The organism is Mesorhizobium sp. ISC15 (genome assembly GCF_037162615.1).
In the GTDB taxonomy this organism is placed as follows: Bacteria; Pseudomonadota; Alphaproteobacteria; order Rhizobiales; family Rhizobiaceae; genus Mesorhizobium; species Mesorhizobium mediterraneum.
In genome coordinates, this window is the sequence record NZ_JAVSPX010000001.1 from 5,270,525 (window position 1) to 5,285,676 (window position 15,152).

Sequence of the window (15,152 nt, forward strand, 5' to 3'; positions counted from 1 at the left end):
CACGCTTGTTGAGTTCCCTGGCGTCCTCCATGCCGGGCAAGATCGCCCTGCTGATCACGAACGGTTCGTCGCAGGCCGGAATTTTATGGGAACCTTCACCACCCCCGAGCGGTTTTTTCTATAGTCGCAAATGCGGCGACAATCGAAAAAATGGAGACAAATGGAGACAAGCTATGCTTACGAAAATTCTCGCAGCGTCCTTACTCGCCGCTGGTGTGGCGACCTCTGCGATGGCCCAGAATGCCAGCGACCCAGACGCTGACATGGGTACCGGCAGCGACAGAAGCGTCGTCACCGACCCGGCCCCGATTGATCCGAACCTGGCCGAACCGGATACTGTCGATCCCGGGATTACTGGTAGCATTATTGCGGGCCCTGATGGCTTGAATTCCAATGCCGATCAGAACTGCCCTATAGGCCCGCAGGGCGCGATGCCCGATGCAACGAACAAGGCTCCCGGCACGGTTTCACCGACCGTCAACGACAATCACTGCGGCAAGTAACCGAGATCGATTTCGGGAACTCACGCTTTTCGGCCGCGGCACGGACAGAGCTTCGTCTCGCGGCCGAAGCGCTATATGTTCTAGCTCGCTGAAGCCTTGCGCGGCCGGGCAGCCTTTGGCTTAGTGCCCTTGGGCTTGCTATCCTTGGCCGTGCTATCCTTGGGCTTGGCGGCCGCCGGCCCCTTCGGCCGAGCCGCCTTCGCTTTCGGCTTGCTGTCCTCACCGTCGATCTCGGCTGTGGCCTGGTCCCAGTGCTGCTGATGCGCACCGTCGGGCCGGCCGGCTTGTTCCCAGATCGCGTGGGCCCGCTGACGAATGCGTTCTTGCCTGTCGTCCGTCACTGTTGCCTCCATCGGCTCGAATCCGTGAGCGACAACTGTTTTAGCTGAAATTTCGATCGGCGTCTTGAGCGGCTTCAGCCCTAGTCGGATAGAACCGCGACACCGAGGAGTGCTGCCTTCTTGGTGATCAGCCCCGCCAGATCCGCGTCCGAGCGCTCCGTTCCAGTTCGCTCACGCACCGCTGCAATCAACTCCTTCATCGACAACAGGGCAGTGCCCCGTTCAGCAAGCAATTTGTCGACAGATGCGGCCACATTGACATTGGAAGACTCGACATGCGGCAACATGGAAATGGCTCCTTCCCGCGACAAGACGATCAACAGCCGGCTGCCTGCCGGCGAGCCGCCGCTCCCTCTTGCGTCTTCCCGAGAGAGCGGCGGGTGAAGGTCAGTCGATGACCTGCACAATCCTGCGGGTGCCGGGATCGACCAGCACGGTGCGATCGTCGACGACCACGTATCTGTATTCCACGTCGGGAACGTCGATCGGATGAAGCTCAACCGTGTCGGGCAAGGTGGAACCGACATTGAGCTCCACTCCCAGAAGGCTGATCGACGCCAGCGGGTGCCTCTGCACGTATTCGCGGACGACTGTCTGCTGCTCGGGCGTGATAATCACCTGGTCTGCGGTGGCCACGCCGACACCGGCGAGCAGAACCAGCCCGGCGGCGGCAGGAACAAGGTGGATTTTCATCGTCTTCTCCTGTCTGGTTTGCGGACTCCGCCTTCCACAGTCAGGAACGGCAAGCCCAGATTGCAAAACGCCCACGCAACCTTCTTGTTCCGTGAGCGGCCGCTAATCGATCGCCGCATTGGCGCAGCCTTGATGCGTTGCTGCGAGAAATCGCAGTGGCCCGCGTTCCTGTCCGCAGGCACGCGGGCCGATCGGATCTCCCGATCAGCAGCGATACCGGAGGGGGTGATATCGACTGCTTCGACAAGAACAATTAGCAAGAACTAATGTTCCGGGCCGCAAGCGAAAAAGCCTGCGAACCGCCGCGAGACGGCGAGCGCGGCCTATTGTTTCGGCGGCTGCGCCGGCACCTCGCCGGGCTTGATCACCGGCGTCCTGCCTTCGTCCGGCGGCGGTGCGGCCATGCCCTGATCGCCCGTCGGCGGCGGCTGCAGCACGCCGTTGCAGGGATCAAGCATCTCAGTCAGGCTGTTGTTGATGGCCGGCGGCTTCTGCTGCTGACCGTTCTGCGGTTCGGCCTGGCAAGGGCCGGCGGGCGCCTGGTCGGGTGTCTGGTTATCCGTCTGGGCGGCAACCGGCGCCGCCAACGCCAGTGCGCCCAGCATCAACATGCTCGGCAAGAGTGCGAAAGGTTTCATATCGAACTCCTTTCCTGCGAAGGACCATCTCCTAGCCAAAGCAGTGGGCGGCGATTGGTTCCCGCATGCGGCAACGCGCCCAGCCCCATGCTGGTTCAGGAAACGCCCGCAAATTCATGAGCTCCGTGCTATTCGACCGACACGATAGTTTTGAGCGGCAATGCGGATGACATCCGTTGAAGACGCAAAAAAACCGCCCCGTTTCCGGGGCGGGCGCGGCATGTTGAGGAATCGTTAATCAGCGATTGCTACTATAGCGAGATCATGACCAAGAACCTCGGAAACGCCGTCAGGAACGCCCCAAAGGAACCGGCAAGGAACTCCGTGCTCAGCCGGCTGGCGCCGGCCTTGTTTCCCCTGGCGGTCGTCGCGCTGGGGTATCTGGTCGGCCGGCAATTCTTCGGCTTCTAGGGCATCCGGTCCCGCGGCTTCACACGAAAAACCTTGGATCGAGCGCCGGCTGCTTCTCAGTCCGGGAAATCGAAGACCGGTTCCTCGCATCGATGGACACGACATTGACCGTCACGCGTCCGGATATAGGAGGTGACAGGCACTTCGGGCCAGTCGCATTCATTGCCGAATTGGCGGACATATCGATCATAGGTGTTGCGGCCGGTGGTCAGGACGACTGCACGCCGGCTCTGGATCAGAAGTTGCGTCTGTTCGCATGTCATGGTGCGCGCATCCGGCCGGGCGTAAGCCATGCTTGTGGCGGCGAGCAGGATCGCTGCGGCTGTCGAGACGATTGGGCGAGCTGGCATGGGTACATCCTCACAAGGGTCGTGCCTAACGCGCACCTTCGCCCGTGGTTCCGCAATCTTCACCCCGAGCGGTATCTCCCGCGGGAGACTGTTTACCGCGGCGCAATAAGACAGGCGCAATCACTCCTCCTTCCCCGGCTTGAACCGCCTCACCACCACCTCGAAGACGATGTCCGAGATCCACATCGCCGAGACGCCGATGAGGAACGCCGCGGCCAGCGTCGTGGTGTCGTCGTCAGGCGACGGAATCGGCAGGCCGGTGGCGCGGAAGTAGTGCACCACTGGCAAAGTCAGGTAGGCCGCCGCCAGCGCGCCGCAGATCGGCGACGCCACCATCTCGCGAACCTTGTAGCGGTGGCGTGACAAGGCTCGCAAGATGCCGCCGGAAAGGCCGGCGACCACCACCGGCGCCTTGATGCCGAGAGCATCGAGAAGCTCCTGTATCATGGCTTCCACCCGCACCATCTGGCGCCCTTCCCGTTGTAGGCATTCACCTCGTCGAGCTCGGGTCGCGTCATGGCTGCGACGACCGCCACCGACGGACGGCGCTGCTGGTTGTGTTCGCACCAGACCTGACGCGCCGGCGAAACCGGCGTTGTGCATCCGGCGAGCAACAGGCAGAGGATCAGTGCTTTGCCCATCGCATCGCCTCCCGCCGTGCCGCTTCGTCCGGCAGGTCGCGCGCCGCGCGTTCGGCATCGGTCGCCTCGCGGCCCATTTCGAGGCAATCCTGCGCGGCGGCGAGTTCTTCCGCCGCTGGCTTGGCCGCGTCCTTCTTGGCCCGGCTGATGCCTCCGGCGACATAGAGCCCGACGCCGCCAACCAGCGCGGCGAAGATCGACATGACCGTCTTGTTGCCGGCGAGCGCGCTCAGCATGGAAAGCACCCACATCTCAATTGCCCTCCACGGCGGGCTGCTTTTTGACGAGGCCGGCGACGCCGTCGCGGACGACATTCATCAGAATCTTGAGCAGGGCCAGCACCCCAGTGATCTTGAGCGCCAGGGCGGCGTCGATGCCGAACATCGTCCAGTCGAAGCCGACCAAGCTGGTGAGCAGCAGGATCAGCACATTGATCAGATTGTGTGCGGCATTCGTATTGAACCACTTCATGGCTTTGCCTTTCGAAACAAAGAGGGGACCTTTCGAAACAAGGAAAGGATTGCGGCGACCAAGGAGGCCACGACTACGGCCCAGGGCCGGACTCCAGCCTTGCCCGGCTCTGCCTTCGGGGCCGAAGGCGTGGGACCGTCCGGTTGTGGAGCCTGTGGGATCGGGACAGGCGCTGGAGGCTGCGCTGGGGCAACGGGCGGCCACGGCGTGTCCTTGATCCCAGACCATTTGCGGAACGCGTCGGCAAGCCGGGTGTCATAGGCGTTCTTCCTGTAGGACGCGCCGTTGTAGCCCTTGGCAAAGCCGGCCCAATCATGCTTGCGCAATTTGTCGTCGAGCCGGTTCGCGGCGATGAAATTGACCGCCGCCGCCAGCTGCAACGCCTCGTCCTCCATCATGGCTTCGACCATGGCCTGCACGGTGAGGAAGCCGGCCGCCTCGAAATTCTCGCCGAGGACCTGGCCGAGACCCCATGACGCCGATCTGAGCGCCGCCGTCTCGTCGATCGCGCAGGCGGCTTTCAGGCGCGGATAGCTGTCCCGGGGATACGGCTTTTCGCCCCACCTGACATAGGCAAGGCCAGCCGCGACAGCTTGTGCCCGCGCCGTCCCCGACAGATTGCGAAAAAAGACATGCGGCTCGAACAGGATGATCGGCCGGCCCTGGGCGTCGAAGCCATGCCCGCTGGTCTCGACATCGAGGAAGGCATGGATCTCATCCTCGCCAACGCCGATCCTGGCGCCAAGCCTCGGCAGATCGAGATCGGTGAGGCGCCTGGCGGCGCCCTTGAACGTGGTGTCCATGGGTTTCCTTTCCGCCCTCGCGGGCAGGTTGATGTTTGCAAGCGGTTGTGTGAAATGAGCCCAAAGGGGAGGATGGGCCCATGTCGCAAGATGACGGAACGGCCGCAGCGCGCTGGACGGTGAAGGCCGAGCTATCCGCGGTCGGCCGCGACAAGCCGTTGCTTGTGGCTCTGGCAGCGATCTTCTGCCTCTATTGCGGGGTGGTCGCCGGGCCAATCCTCTATGCGTTCCTGGCCATCCGGGGCATGGCGGAGTTCTTCAAGTGACGGTGTCGACCATCTGAGAACAGCTCGATCCGTCTTGCCACCTCAACCGAAATTGCTTAGCCGGGATGAAACTGCTCCCATCAACCGTTCGTGCTTCGTGGGGACACAGGGTGCGGGAGGGCACGTGACAATAAGGATCAGGCTTCCGGGCGGGACGTTGAAGATCAAGAAAAGGGACGAGCTTCGCCGCCGCGAGCAGAAGCGCGAAGTCCCAGTCTGGCAGGTCGGAAAGTACTTCATCGTCTGGTGGCCGAGCAGCATGTCGCCGTCCGGGCGCCCGCCAAAACAATGATCCCGAGCCTGCGACCCGGACCCTTCTGGAACCAGTTGCAGAAATAACCCCAGAAATAGTCAATGACCGACTGTTGACTCTTCCGCGGCGGAAGCTCTCTAATTGCTGCGCTGCACAATGGGGATTGGGCTGATGACGGTTCGTATCAAGTTGCCTGGCGGCACCTTGAAGATGAAGGTGTATCGGGAATTGCGCGAGCGCGAGCGCGCCCGCCGCGTGCCGGTTCTGAAGATGGGCTCGCTGTATTTTACCTGGTGGTCGAGCCGCCAGCGTCCTTTGAACGACCAGCCGGGTGCACCGGACGATCCTGACCGGCCCCAGGCAATGCGTTGACGACCTGGACCATCATCGGGCGCCTGCGCTCAAATCCTTCCGGAAATAGTCAAAGAACTCGCCTATCGGCTGTTGACTCTTCCCTGGGGAAAGTTCTCTAATTGCTGCATTGCACATCATCGTTGCGTTGCACGGCGGGAGTTGAACCGATGGCAGTGCGTATCAAATTGCCGGGCGGCACCCTGAAGATGAAAGTTTATCGCGAATTGCGGGTGCGCGAACGCGAGCGCCGCGTGCCGGTCATGAAGATAGGTTCGCTGTATTTTATCTGGTGGTCGAACAGCCAGCCTCACAATAAGCCGCAAGACAACCATCAATAGACGCTGCGCCATTCGCCTGCGTATTTAGCGCCGCTACGGCCTCGGCGCCGTTGATAAAGTTACCGGACCACTCATCCGGTATAGCCCAGCCGATCCGGCGTCACCCGCTACGTTCTTTCCAGAACGTTCCGTTGGATTTTTGCGCCTGGCGACTACGCAGGGGGCTCTTCTTCGGAGCGAGAGAATTCTCTTCGGCAATTTTGAAGGGCGTCTCGATCAGAGTCGCGATCGATATGCAAGTCCGTGCGAATGGCGAACGCCAACTGCGCAGGCTCTCCATCAGAGACACTGTTAAGCCAAACGTATTAGAGCGTGAACGCGGGACTATCGCGCTTGCAAAGCGCCGCCGCTTGCCGCAAATAGCGGCAGAAACGTGGGCAGCCTAATGATAGTGATGCGTACTGACCAGCCGGTAGCACAAAGCCTCAAGCGCTTTTCGGCCCATTTCCGATTCTTCGCGGGATCGCAGCTTATCGCCGAAAGGTTGCCGAAATCGCGTTTCGGGCGAAACTGAGATGCCGTTCGTTCCACGGTTCATGTATCGCCTAGCTGGCATCAACGCCGGCGCCGGCGCGAAGATGAGTATCCAAAGCATTCGCACCGCACGGCGTGGCCATCATGCGATCGGCGAGGAATGTATCCTCCACTGCGCTTTTTCCTTTGACCGGCCCGACGCAAAGATCACCGTCGGCCAGCGCAGCTACATCGGCAAGAGCCACCTCGTCGCGGCCGAGCGCATCGAAATCGGTAATGACGTGATCATAAGCTGGGGCACCACGGTCGTAGATCACAACTCGCATGCGACAGGATGGCAGAATCGGAAGGCCGATGTCGCCGACTGGCATCAGGGAAAGAAGGACTGGTCGAACATCACCATCGCGCCGGTGAGAATTGAAGACAACGTCTTTATTGGCTTCAACACCGTTATTCTGAAAGGTGTGACGATCGGCAAGGGCGCAGTCGTCGGCGCCGGATCGGTAGTAACAAAAGATGTGGCGCCCTTCACCATGGTTGGCGGCAACCCTGCCAGGCAAATCGGCGACCCAGTGGCTCGATCAGTGGCTTGAGCACAGAGCTCCGGCCATGTAAGCGACACTGCGCATTGCGGCTTTAGGCGCAATTTTCAGGAACTCTGTCCGCACCTTGTACTTCAGCCATCCTTTTGTACGACCTGCCAAGTGTTGCTCATAGGCGAGATCATGAGGAAAGACTTTAAGCCGCTCGACCGGCGTGTTCCTGTGCTGAAGATGGGCTCGATGTATTTCATCTGGTGGTTGAGTAAACAAAAGCCGGACAACGACCAGCGGAGAAGCTGAGCCAGGCACCCGCGCTGATCACATCGAGGCTAGCAAGCCTCATAAATAAATAATCGCGGCAACGACACTGGGAAGAAACAGCATAACCATCATGACAAAGAACGGCCAGAACCCAGGACCTGAGAAGTAATCATCGATCTTTTCGCGCAGCTCTTTCATGACTGGCGTCACCCTTCTACTTCTGAGCCTATTTGGACGAACAAAGCGCGCCGGCCATGTATGCCATGTTGCGCACTGCGGTCTTTGGGGCGAACCTGAGAAATTCGGTTCGAAGCTTGTATTTCAACCATCCCTTTGAGGGGCCGGTCAGGTGCTGCTCGTAAGCTAGATCGTGGGCGAACGTCATCAGCCTTTCGACTTTGAGGCCGGACGTCTTGAGCAGGTTTTCGAACGTCAGTGGCGTGTAAAAATTGATGTGCCCATACGGTCCTGACATTCGGATCGCCTTGCTGAGATTTCGGGTATGTTCTAGCGGCACTTCGATATAGAGCATCTTGCAGACCCGCGCCGCCTCCATCAAAAACATCCGCTCGTGCTCGACATGTTCAACCACGTGGATCGCAAGACCGAGATCAAACGACTTGTCGGGATGTGGGATATGATAGCCGTCGAAAATGTCGAGGCTGGCTAGATTGGCGATCTTCCTAGCCTTGATGGCCTCTAGGCCACTTGTCGAAATCTCCACGGCCCCGAGGGTTTTGCCGAGACCCTTCTTGTTCAGCTTGTCCAGGACGGCGCCTTCGCCGGCACCGATGTCGAGTATCTTCTCGAACCTTTGCCCCCTGATAATCGCGTCGATGTGCCCGACAGATTGCTTGGAAGCGATCTCCCGTTTTGCGGCTACTTTCCCGTCGGTGTAATAGTCGTCATAGATGGCAATAATGCTGTCTGCGTTAGCCATAAAAACAGTCTCCCTCGCCCTTCTGGCGACCGTGCCGCGATCCTTGTCAAGCGTCTAGCAGATCGTCGTTTCGGATGGTAGAGCACCAGCGCCCGCTGAACTTTTCATGCGTCATGGTCTCGTGATACTCACCAACTACCTCTAAGCCAAAAGGGACACCAATGCGCAGACTGATCAAGCAATTTACGCCTCTCAGGCGCATGTTCTATCGGTCGTTGGTCGCCAAGGGCATCGGTGGCCAATCCGACGAAGGACAAATCCTTTTGCGACTTGCGAAGGAGACTGGGGCGCCGAACACCTTCATTGAATTCGGATTTCACCCGATCCAGTTTAATTGCGCAGCGCTGATGGGCTCCTTCAAGGGGCTGCTCATTGACGCCAACAGCCAGCAGATCGCCGACGCGAGAGCGGTGCTGCCATCCAACATCCCGGATTGAAGAGCGCTTCCTCGACTTGGAAAACCTCGATTTCATCCGGAAAGCCTTTCCCAAGGTTGGCGTTCTCTCCATCGACATCGACGGCAACGACTACTGGTTCCTGGAAAAACTCCTGGACATCGAGCCTTCGGTAATCTCGATCGAATACAATCCGAGCTTTTTGGACCGCTCGATCTCCGTTGTCTATGATCCAGTTTTCGACCGCCACAAGAAGCATTCTACTGCGTGGTATCACGGCGCTTCACTGGCAGCGATGGCGAAGCTCTGCGCAACCAAGGGATATGGTCTGGCGGCCGTATCGGATGGTGGCGTCAATGCGTTTTTCACCAAGACCGGAAAACTCGATCCGAAGACGGCTTGGAGGCCGTCGGAACTGAGGGCGAAGTGGTCTGGCACCACGCCACAGCAGCAGTGGGAAGCTGTCAAAAACATGCCATTTGTCGAGATCTAGCGCTGGCGTATCGCCTCGATACACTCGTGCAATAACGGCTTCCAATGCCGATAGCCAAGCTCTGAAATGTGGACACCGTCCGAAAATCCGGACGAAACCGGCAGCCCAGCTTTTGCCATTGAGGCCCTGAACTTGGCGTCCATGTCGAAGACGATTGCCCGTTGGCTCACTGCGCGGATTTCGGCATTCTGGCGTTCGATCAGTTCACGGCTGAACCGATCGACATGCGCGCCTTGCTTGTCGGGCTCGGTGATCGTGAGGATCGCAAGCGGGATATCGAGGCTGGCGCGTATGAGGGCGTCCAACACGGATCTGAAGTAGATTGCCCTCGATTGCAGATCGTCGCCCTCGCGCCATTCTGCATCGTTGATTCCCACCCCGACGACGAGGCCACCCACGTTGTCCCATACCCCGTTCGACTTGATGCGGCTGACGATCCCCAGGACATCGGCAATTCGGGACCTTCCGACGGCCCCCATGATAACGTCAGGGTGGCCGCTGTGAGCCAGAGACGCGGCTACCAGACTGTCACCCAACAACAGAATCGAACGCTTCCGCGATTGGGTAAGCTTAGCTATCAACTCAGCTTCCCGGTCCTCTCGGGATCTTCCGAGAACCGCCCGGATCAGGTCAATGACCGGCTTGAATGAAGGATGCAATGTAATGCCCCAAGTTTTGCCCGGAGCACATCTGCCACACAGGACCATTCCAGTCTAGGCACCGAAGAGTCCCCGCCGCGCCATCTGACGCAGGCATTCGGCGTCGTAGGTGGCATGGCGCAGACTGCCGGCAGCATTCGGATGAAGCTCATCGCCCATGTACAGCGTCGATGTCAGGTAACCCATACCGCTCTGGGATATGTCGATGAGCGCGATGCCAAGCGCGTGCGCCACCTCGCGCTCGGCCTGGAAGAACTGGTCCATCGTGTTGCCCTGACCGTTGACGCGGCCGATGCGATGGGTCGCGTGGCCTGGACCGCCGCTGTAAGTTCCGATCATGACGATCTTGGCGTTCGGTGCCTGTGCCCGAATGGCGACGCATGCCGCCCACAGCGACCCGTAGTGCGTGGCATAGGTACTGTCTCCAAAAGCACCCAACGGCGTCTCCTGTGCGCCGAAGGCATTCGGGCCAGGCTCTAGCGTGACCAACTCCGTATCGGCCGGAATGTCGATGATCCTGTTCGACATTCCGTAGCTAGGGTAGGCGGTAGTGCTCAGTCCCAGTGCCGAGCCACTGACGCCGAGGTTGGTCAGGACCATGCCCGTCTGGCCTGCGAGCAGCGTCGCATAATAGGCGCCGATCGTGATGCTTGATCCCAAAGCCGCCCATTTAACGCCAACCAGGGCTTCGCTTTCATCGTCGTCGGGATCGCCACCAATGTTGGACGGGTCTGCTAGGAGGCCGAGATACAAAGCGGCATTCGGGGTGACCGTGAGACCTGCGCTTTTCGACCAAGAAGAGGTGGACAGGTCCTCCGAGGAGAAGAAGGCATTCGTCCCGCCATTGATGCGGAATTCCGACCGCTGAATGTAGAGGCCTGACACACCGTCGCCTACGTAAGGGTGCGTCCCCGTCTCTTTGAAGATGCGGTGCTGCCAATTAGAGGAAGCCGATGCCGTTGCTGTCGCCTCGACCGTGCATTGAAACCAACCGTTGCCAAGAGCCAGAACGCTCGCCGCAGTGACTGCCGCGCCTCCCTGTGAGACAGTTCCGAGTTCCAGATCGAAGGTGCAGTCGATGACCGCCGCGCTATTCGAAAACAGGTTGAGGCGTTTTCTCTCAGCCCTCTTGGCGATCACCTTCCAGACAATGAGGTCCCCGACGGCAACAGATTTCGCCTGCCAGGTCGAGGGACTTCCCGACACAGCCGACTCAACGACCTTCGATGCCGTTATGCGGCCTCTGACGATCACGTCTAGGTCATCAACAATCGGAGGCAGGGGGATTAGGACCGGTTCATACGGACTGGTCGTGGTGGTCACAGTGACGCTCTGCTTGGTGAAGGCCGCATTGGCTGGGTCGCTGCTCGGGAACAGGTTGGCCATCAGGCCCTGTTTGCGCAGCACGATGCTTCGGATGTACATGCCGCTCACACCGTCAGCCGCGTATGGCAAGGCGCCGGCAGCAGACATGCGGGCCTGCACATTGTTCGTGACGTTGGCGGCGACAAGAACGACGGCCTTGCACTCATACCAACCTCCGCCGAGAGCTGCCATGGCTGTGCTGACCAAGTTCGCTCCCGAACTACTGGAGACGAGACCTTCTTCGAGGTTGAAGTTGGCTGTGTAGGATGCTCCAGCCGCAGAGTGGATAAGCTGCAGGGCGCTTCGCTCTCCAGCCTTGGCAACGACAACGTGCTCGATCGTCTCGCCCGACACAAAAGAGTAGGATCGATAGACGGACGGGCTGACCGCCCCGACCGCCTCTACGAGCTTGGCGGTCGGAACGCTTAGGCCTTCGATCATCGCCAAGCTATCGACGTTCGAAAGCAGCGCGGACGTTGCCGCCCTGACGCCGGTATCGGTCGCTGCCGGGCCGACCGTCACATTGTAGAGGCCAAGAACGCCGGTCGAAACTTCGGTCCAGAAATATTCGCCAACTGCCGCATTTGTACCGAGCACGACAGCGGCGGCCGCGCCCGCCAATCCCGCCGACGCCGCGAAGCTAAAGCTCGGCGCCATTGTGTAGGAGCCGGACGCGGTGATCAGGATTTGCGTCAGCGCGCCGCCGGCGACCACGAAGCGGCCGGCGGCACCCGAACCGGCACCGCCGGTAAACGCCAGGTCGAAGGTGCCGTCTGTGCCACTGGCGCCCGCCGTGATCGCACCGCTGCCGACGACGCCAAGGCCGATCGCCGCCGCGATCGTCGGAAAGACGCCCTTGCCATACAAAGACGCATCACGCGCCGCCTGGGCGCTGGCCAGATTGGTCGCGGTAGTGACGACATCGGCGGCGGTTTGTCCGGCGTTGGCGGCGGAGGTGGACGCGCTGGCGGCTGCCTGGCCGGCTGTGGCGCTAGTGGCATCCTTCAGCACCTGCGTTTCATCGCGCAGCGCTTCGACCTCATCGACAACGTGCGAAACGTCGGGCGGCACAAACGGGATAATGGCGATGGCGTCAGTGCCCACGACCGGCTCGTCGGCCGTAAACTGAAACATCCGGTCGGAATTGGCTGACCCGACCTGCGTGTGAACCGTCGTTCCCTTCTGCAAGGTGCGGGCGGTTCGGGCGTCGGCGGCGCGGAACCATTCGCCTTCGCTCGCCGTGTAGATGCCGTTCTGCGTCGGGTCGATCTGGTCCTTGACCAGCACCCGGTCGCCGACCGCCGCCAGCACGCCGTCGATGGTCTGCAGGCCCTGGAGGATGACGTTGACCGTGGTCGCCAGACGCACAGGTTCGCGTTCGCCGGTCAGAAGTCGAACGGCGGCAGTTGCAGGTCGGGCCATCAGGCTTGCTCCATGAAAAAAGCCCCGCGAAAGCGAGGCTTGACAGTGCTATGATTCCAGCGGGCGCGGGACGCGCGGTCTATGGCACATCCGCGGTTGGCGTAACCGGCGAGCGCCCCTGCGTGATGGGTGGCCAGCGCAAGGCCGGCGACAAGGACGCTGATGACGTCTGCTGGACTGATTTGTTTCGGATGCGCCGTTGTTTTGGATCGTCTCTGCCGCTTCCACTGCATCCTCGCTGAGATGTCGGCCCAGCAGTCAGTTGGGGACGAGCGAGCGTATTTCGCATTCTGCGGGACGCCGCGTAGGCACGTTAGGTGCTGCGCATTTCAGCAAAGGGTTTCACAGGCTATGCCGTCCTTGTCGCGGTCTAGCTTCCCACCCCACGAGCAGTTGCCGAGATACCATCGGGCTTCGTCGCAAGAGCTTATCTGAGAGCACGTTCGGCGAGGCTGGCAGGTCCAGCTTTGAACAAGAGCACTTGGCGACACCAGGCCAAGGGGTTTGCCTGTCGAAAGACCTTGGTCATGGCGCTCTGCGCGCCAGTCCCAAGGCTCCTGAAATGAACCGGCCCAAATGCCGCGCATGGCTGCCTTTGCAGCTGCCTGCTGGCCCGCATAGATGCCGCTGCTGTATTTCGGCCAGTCGAGTGCCAGACCTTGCTCTACAAGCCACTGCTGGACGCCGCGACCGTCAGCACGCTCACAATCACCGACGAGCCGACCGTAACGATCCCGGTCGACAAAGGTACAGTGCAGGGGCCGTGATGCGGCAAGGAAGGTGTCCAACGCGTCGGCAGCGCGGCGCCCACAGGGATATTCGAATCCCTTGGCGTCATCGCAATACTGCCGGCTCTCAGGTGCGTCGATGCCGTTGAATCGAATCCTTTGGCCTGCAATCTCTACCGTGTCGCCATCGATCACGGAGGCGCGGCCTTCCATCGAACCGGGCAACGGCTCGGTCCAGTTTGTTATCCTGCTCTGAAGGCTTGCGGTGCTCTGTATTACGAATTGGGTGATTGTGGCGGCAAGCGTACCAACGGCGAGAAAGAGGAGCCCCAAGAGCGGTCGCGGCAGCCGCCGTGACGGCCTTCTTCTGCCGGCGTGCCTTCGCCAGCGGCCAGCCTGATTGGCGCCTTGATAACGGTGGTCTTTGCCCACGCCCGCTCTCCCCGAAGAGAGAATGCCGCCATTCCGGGCGAGAGTCCAGAAGCTGCCCTAGCCGGTCGGCAGCGGCGTTGTGCCTTTCGGTCGGCGGGACTTTTTCACCAGTTCGACCGAGCTGGCATCGACCGTGATCCGCCCGAGCACCTGCACCGTTACGCGGCGCAACTCCTCGTCAACGTGTACGACCTCGCCTTCAAGCCTGATCCTGTCGCCTGGCTTGGCCTTCGGATCGATGGTTGAATAGGGCTGATTTGCCGTCCAGATATGCAGGGTCACGCGATCCTCAATACGCTTGCCCACCGTGGCCATGATCGCCACCTTGTCGCCGATATTGATCTCCCGCGGCATGGATAGGATTCTGGTGCGGGTGGGGTCTTAGTCAAGAGATTGGTAATATCCGAGACAGCGCGCTTCGCTCTAGCGGGGACGGCCCCAGCGGCTTGGTTGCGAGGTAGGGACTTCCCCGGCACAGTCAGATCGCTCCGTCCCGGCGCTGCGCCGCGTGCGGTCGGAACAAATGGGATCGAAGCCGGTTAACAATCGAAGGGACCGCAAACGAAGCGGTATGATGATTGATATTTTTAGCTTCGAATTGGCCAATGCCAGGCTGCGCGTAAAACGAGCCGAGCGATCGCTTAAGCAAGCGAAGTTGGCGGACGATGGCTGCGTCGCCGTCAATCTCGCGTTGTGCAACCGCATACGGTCCGAGCAAAGGCGCGTGAGCGAGGCGAGGCAACGCATGACGAAGATCGATGCCAACAGCCCCGCCAGCAATCATATGTGAGTGTTCGCCTCACCTGAAATTGCCCCGGCTACTTTGCCCCGCCACATCTCTAAAGGGGTGGTGGTGAGGCTGTATAGTTGCCACGGGCGCCACACCTTGCCACACCCGCAGGTGAGGCTGTGGGGCAGATGCCGGCGAAGAAGAGGCCTTCGTCTTTCATGCCGGCTCACCGCAGACATAAAATGCGAGCGGGTTCCGCTTGCTGTCGAGGCGTTCCTCAGTGCCAATAGCGCCGGTTTCCTGCCATGTCCGAAGAATGCACTTGATCTTCGCTCTGGCAGGCTTCTAAAGCCCCGTGCGTTCGCTCGACTTCCTGCCAGCACCGTTTCGCCCGACATCAGGGAACGATATTGCCCGCCATGTGTTAGAAACTCATGGACACCATGGAACCCCACGGGCGCGGGATGACGGCCGATACTGCCGAGCAGCGCATCAAACGCGCAGAGCTCGCGCTTCAACGCACTGAAGAAATGCTGGCCGAGAACCTCGCGCTGCGCAACAGGACTGCGGTCGAGGCCGCAGACCGCTTGGTGAAGATCGATCCCCCCAGCTTTGAAGGACGTCGCGCGGGTTGAACTGGGCCGGCGTT

At 60.4% G+C, this 15,152-nt stretch carries 26 protein-coding genes; 11 read left to right on the forward strand and 15 right to left on the reverse strand.

The window, feature by feature from the left end; genetic code table 11:
• Positions 1-29: 29 nt before the first annotated feature.
• Positions 30-503, forward strand: coding sequence for a hypothetical protein (locus RPG13_RS25290; protein ID WP_337126274.1), 474 nt, complete (start codon positions 30-32; stop codon positions 501-503).
• Between the two features lie 80 nt (positions 504-583).
• On the opposite strand, the gene RPG13_RS25295 is transcribed toward RPG13_RS25290, so the two are convergent.
• From RPG13_RS25295 to RPG13_RS25310, 4 genes are all read right to left on the reverse strand, one after another.
• Positions 584-844 carry a DUF2934 domain-containing protein gene (locus RPG13_RS25295; protein WP_126105782.1) on the reverse strand — a complete coding sequence of 87 codons (261 nt, stop codon included), beginning with the start codon at positions 842-844 and terminating at the stop codon, positions 584-586.
• A gap of 80 nt (positions 845-924) precedes the next feature.
• Complete coding sequence (locus RPG13_RS25300) at positions 925-1,131, reverse strand: hypothetical protein (RefSeq protein WP_095482666.1); 207 nt, start codon at positions 1,129-1,131, stop codon at positions 925-927.
• 100 nt (positions 1,132-1,231) lie between these two features.
• Positions 1,232-1,537 carry a DUF1236 domain-containing protein gene (locus RPG13_RS25305; RefSeq protein WP_128243938.1) on the reverse strand — a complete coding sequence of 102 codons (306 nt, stop codon included), beginning with the start codon at positions 1,535-1,537 and terminating at the stop codon, positions 1,232-1,234.
• Between the two features lie 323 nt (positions 1,538-1,860).
• The gene (locus RPG13_RS25310; RefSeq protein ID WP_095482668.1) at positions 1,861-2,175 is read right to left on the reverse strand and encodes a hypothetical protein; all 315 of its coding nucleotides are present in this window, start codon (positions 2,173-2,175) and stop codon (positions 1,861-1,863) included.
• Between the two features lie 264 nt (positions 2,176-2,439).
• Between RPG13_RS25310 and RPG13_RS25315 the strand changes: the two genes are divergently transcribed.
• Positions 2,440-2,586, forward strand: a complete 147-nt coding sequence (locus RPG13_RS25315; RefSeq protein WP_164547166.1) for a hypothetical protein — start codon at positions 2,440-2,442, stop codon at positions 2,584-2,586.
• Positions 2,587-2,642: 56 nt separating this feature from the next.
• Here the strand turns inward: RPG13_RS25315 and RPG13_RS25320 are convergent, their stop codons facing one another.
• From RPG13_RS25320 to RPG13_RS25345, 6 genes are all read right to left on the reverse strand, one after another.
• Positions 2,643-2,936 carry a hypothetical protein gene (locus RPG13_RS25320; protein WP_095482670.1) on the reverse strand — a complete coding sequence of 98 codons (294 nt, stop codon included), beginning with the start codon at positions 2,934-2,936 and terminating at the stop codon, positions 2,643-2,645.
• A 120-nt stretch (positions 2,937-3,056) separates the two neighbouring features.
• Positions 3,057-3,401 carry a hypothetical protein gene (locus RPG13_RS25325; protein ID WP_164547165.1) on the reverse strand — a complete coding sequence of 115 codons (345 nt, stop codon included), beginning with the start codon at positions 3,399-3,401 and terminating at the stop codon, positions 3,057-3,059.
• A complete protein-coding gene (locus tag RPG13_RS25330) occupies positions 3,380-3,577 on the reverse strand; it encodes a hypothetical protein (protein ID WP_126105781.1) in 198 nt (65 codons plus the stop codon). The genes RPG13_RS25325 and RPG13_RS25330 overlap by 22 nt, the downstream gene beginning before the upstream one ends.
• Complete coding sequence (locus tag RPG13_RS25335; protein ID WP_337126275.1) at positions 3,562-3,828, reverse strand: hypothetical protein; 267 nt, start codon at positions 3,826-3,828, stop codon at positions 3,562-3,564. The genes RPG13_RS25330 and RPG13_RS25335 overlap by 16 nt, the downstream gene beginning before the upstream one ends.
• A gap of 1 nt (position 3,829) precedes the next feature.
• Positions 3,830-4,048 (reverse strand): hypothetical protein, encoded by a 219-nt coding sequence (locus RPG13_RS25340; protein WP_127206587.1) that lies wholly within the window; start codon positions 4,046-4,048, stop codon positions 3,830-3,832.
• Positions 4,045-4,851 (reverse strand): N-acetylmuramidase family protein, encoded by an 807-nt coding sequence (locus RPG13_RS25345; protein ID WP_337126276.1) that lies wholly within the window; start codon positions 4,849-4,851, stop codon positions 4,045-4,047. The genes RPG13_RS25340 and RPG13_RS25345 overlap by 4 nt, the downstream gene beginning before the upstream one ends.
• An 80-nt stretch (positions 4,852-4,931) precedes the next feature.
• Here RPG13_RS25345 and RPG13_RS25350 point away from each other — a divergent pair, with 80 nt between their 5' ends.
• The 5 genes from RPG13_RS25350 (at position 4,932) to RPG13_RS25370 (ending at position 7,129) form a co-directional block, all read left to right on the forward strand.
• Entirely contained in the window at positions 4,932-5,117 is a 186-nt protein-coding gene (locus tag RPG13_RS25350) for a hypothetical protein (protein ID WP_127206585.1), read from the forward strand.
• A 124-nt stretch (positions 5,118-5,241) separates the two neighbouring features.
• Complete coding sequence (locus tag RPG13_RS25355; protein WP_167391021.1) at positions 5,242-5,409, forward strand: hypothetical protein; 168 nt, start codon at positions 5,242-5,244, stop codon at positions 5,407-5,409.
• Positions 5,410-5,541: 132 nt separating this feature from the next.
• On the forward strand, positions 5,542-5,742 hold the full coding sequence (locus RPG13_RS25360; protein ID WP_337126277.1) for a hypothetical protein: 201 nt from the start codon (positions 5,542-5,544) through the stop codon (positions 5,740-5,742).
• A 149-nt stretch (positions 5,743-5,891) separates the two neighbouring features.
• On the forward strand, positions 5,892-6,062 hold the full coding sequence (locus RPG13_RS25365) for a hypothetical protein (RefSeq protein WP_164759374.1): 171 nt from the start codon (positions 5,892-5,894) through the stop codon (positions 6,060-6,062).
• A gap of 515 nt (positions 6,063-6,577) precedes the next feature.
• Positions 6,578-7,129: an acyltransferase gene (locus RPG13_RS25370; protein WP_127206649.1), complete on the forward strand. Its 552-nt coding sequence runs from the start codon at positions 6,578-6,580 to the stop codon at positions 7,127-7,129.
• Between the two features lie 436 nt (positions 7,130-7,565).
• Here the strand turns inward: RPG13_RS25370 and RPG13_RS25375 are convergent, their stop codons facing one another.
• Positions 7,566-8,279, reverse strand: a complete 714-nt coding sequence (locus RPG13_RS25375) for a class I SAM-dependent methyltransferase (RefSeq protein WP_337126278.1) — start codon at positions 8,277-8,279, stop codon at positions 7,566-7,568.
• 161 nt (positions 8,280-8,440) lie between these two features.
• On the opposite strand from RPG13_RS25375, the gene RPG13_RS25380 reads away from it, so the two are divergent.
• Both RPG13_RS25380 and RPG13_RS25385 read left to right on the forward strand, forming a co-directional pair.
• Positions 8,441-8,716 (forward strand): hypothetical protein, encoded by a 276-nt coding sequence (locus tag RPG13_RS25380; RefSeq protein ID WP_337126279.1) that lies wholly within the window; start codon positions 8,441-8,443, stop codon positions 8,714-8,716.
• A 16-nt stretch (positions 8,717-8,732) separates the two neighbouring features.
• On the forward strand, positions 8,733-9,167 hold the full coding sequence (locus RPG13_RS25385) for a hypothetical protein (RefSeq protein WP_337126280.1): 435 nt from the start codon (positions 8,733-8,735) through the stop codon (positions 9,165-9,167).
• Here RPG13_RS25385 and RPG13_RS25390 read toward each other — a convergent pair.
• The 4 genes from RPG13_RS25390 to RPG13_RS25405 all read right to left on the reverse strand — a co-directional run bounded on the left by RPG13_RS25390 (position 9,164) and on the right by RPG13_RS25405 (position 14,127).
• A complete protein-coding gene (locus RPG13_RS25390) occupies positions 9,164-9,826 on the reverse strand; it encodes an SGNH/GDSL hydrolase family protein (RefSeq protein ID WP_337126281.1) in 663 nt (220 codons plus the stop codon). The genes RPG13_RS25385 and RPG13_RS25390 overlap by 4 nt on opposite strands.
• Before the next feature lie 54 nt (positions 9,827-9,880).
• Positions 9,881-12,613 (reverse strand): SGNH/GDSL hydrolase family protein, encoded by a 2,733-nt coding sequence (locus tag RPG13_RS25395; RefSeq protein WP_337126282.1) that lies wholly within the window; start codon positions 12,611-12,613, stop codon positions 9,881-9,883.
• A 329-nt stretch (positions 12,614-12,942) separates the two neighbouring features.
• The gene (locus RPG13_RS25400; protein ID WP_245457989.1) at positions 12,943-13,773 is read right to left on the reverse strand and encodes a thermonuclease family protein; all 831 of its coding nucleotides are present in this window, start codon (positions 13,771-13,773) and stop codon (positions 12,943-12,945) included.
• Positions 13,774-13,830: 57 nt separating this feature from the next.
• Entirely contained in the window at positions 13,831-14,127 is a 297-nt protein-coding gene (locus RPG13_RS25405; protein ID WP_126105775.1) for a hypothetical protein, read from the reverse strand.
• A gap of 217 nt (positions 14,128-14,344) precedes the next feature.
• Between RPG13_RS25405 and RPG13_RS25410 the strand changes: the two genes are divergently transcribed.
• Positions 14,345-14,563 (forward strand): hypothetical protein, encoded by a 219-nt coding sequence (locus RPG13_RS25410; protein ID WP_337126283.1) that lies wholly within the window; start codon positions 14,345-14,347, stop codon positions 14,561-14,563.
• Between the two features lie 374 nt (positions 14,564-14,937).
• Positions 14,938-15,138: a hypothetical protein gene (locus tag RPG13_RS25415; RefSeq protein ID WP_337126284.1), complete on the forward strand. Its 201-nt coding sequence runs from the start codon at positions 14,938-14,940 to the stop codon at positions 15,136-15,138.
• The last annotated feature ends 14 nt before the right edge of the window (positions 15,139-15,152 follow it).

Coding starts and splice junctions, on each gene's coding strand:
- RPG13_RS25290 (WP_337126274.1), top strand. CDS start 30: ATGCCGGGCAAGATCGCCCTGCTGATCACGAACGGTTCGTCGCAGGCC.
- RPG13_RS25300 (WP_095482666.1), bottom strand. CDS start 1,131: ATGTTGCCGCATGTCGAGTCTTCCAATGTCAATGTGGCCGCATCTGTC.
- RPG13_RS25305 (WP_128243938.1), bottom strand. CDS start 1,537: ATGAAAATCCACCTTGTTCCTGCCGCCGCCGGGCTGGTTCTGCTCGCC.
- RPG13_RS25310 (WP_095482668.1), bottom strand. CDS start 2,175: ATGAAACCTTTCGCACTCTTGCCGAGCATGTTGATGCTGGGCGCACTG.
- RPG13_RS25315 (WP_164547166.1), top strand. CDS start 2,440: ATGACCAAGAACCTCGGAAACGCCGTCAGGAACGCCCCAAAGGAACCG.
- RPG13_RS25320 (WP_095482670.1), bottom strand. CDS start 2,936: ATGCCAGCTCGCCCAATCGTCTCGACAGCCGCAGCGATCCTGCTCGCC.
- RPG13_RS25325 (WP_164547165.1), bottom strand. CDS start 3,401: ATGGTGCGGGTGGAAGCCATGATACAGGAGCTTCTCGATGCTCTCGGC.
- RPG13_RS25330 (WP_126105781.1), bottom strand. CDS start 3,577: ATGGGCAAAGCACTGATCCTCTGCCTGTTGCTCGCCGGATGCACAACG.
- RPG13_RS25335 (WP_337126275.1), bottom strand. CDS start 3,828: ATGTGGGTGCTTTCCATGCTGAGCGCGCTCGCCGGCAACAAGACGGTC.
- RPG13_RS25340 (WP_127206587.1), bottom strand. CDS start 4,048: ATGAAGTGGTTCAATACGAATGCCGCACACAATCTGATCAATGTGCTG.
- RPG13_RS25345 (WP_337126276.1), bottom strand. CDS start 4,851: ATGGACACCACGTTCAAGGGCGCCGCCAGGCGCCTCACCGATCTCGAT.
- RPG13_RS25350 (WP_127206585.1), top strand. CDS start 4,932: ATGTCGCAAGATGACGGAACGGCCGCAGCGCGCTGGACGGTGAAGGCC.
- RPG13_RS25360 (WP_337126277.1), top strand. CDS start 5,542: ATGACGGTTCGTATCAAGTTGCCTGGCGGCACCTTGAAGATGAAGGTG.
- RPG13_RS25365 (WP_164759374.1), top strand. CDS start 5,892: ATGGCAGTGCGTATCAAATTGCCGGGCGGCACCCTGAAGATGAAAGTT.
- RPG13_RS25370 (WP_127206649.1), top strand. CDS start 6,578: ATGCCGTTCGTTCCACGGTTCATGTATCGCCTAGCTGGCATCAACGCC.
- RPG13_RS25375 (WP_337126278.1), bottom strand. CDS start 8,279: ATGGCTAACGCAGACAGCATTATTGCCATCTATGACGACTATTACACC.
- RPG13_RS25380 (WP_337126279.1), top strand. CDS start 8,441: ATGCGCAGACTGATCAAGCAATTTACGCCTCTCAGGCGCATGTTCTAT.
- RPG13_RS25395 (WP_337126282.1), bottom strand. CDS start 12,613: ATGGCCCGACCTGCAACTGCCGCCGTTCGACTTCTGACCGGCGAACGC.
- RPG13_RS25405 (WP_126105775.1), bottom strand. CDS start 14,127: ATGCCGCGGGAGATCAATATCGGCGACAAGGTGGCGATCATGGCCACG.
- RPG13_RS25410 (WP_337126283.1), top strand. CDS start 14,345: ATGATGATTGATATTTTTAGCTTCGAATTGGCCAATGCCAGGCTGCGC.
- RPG13_RS25415 (WP_337126284.1), top strand. CDS start 14,938: ATGGACACCATGGAACCCCACGGGCGCGGGATGACGGCCGATACTGCC.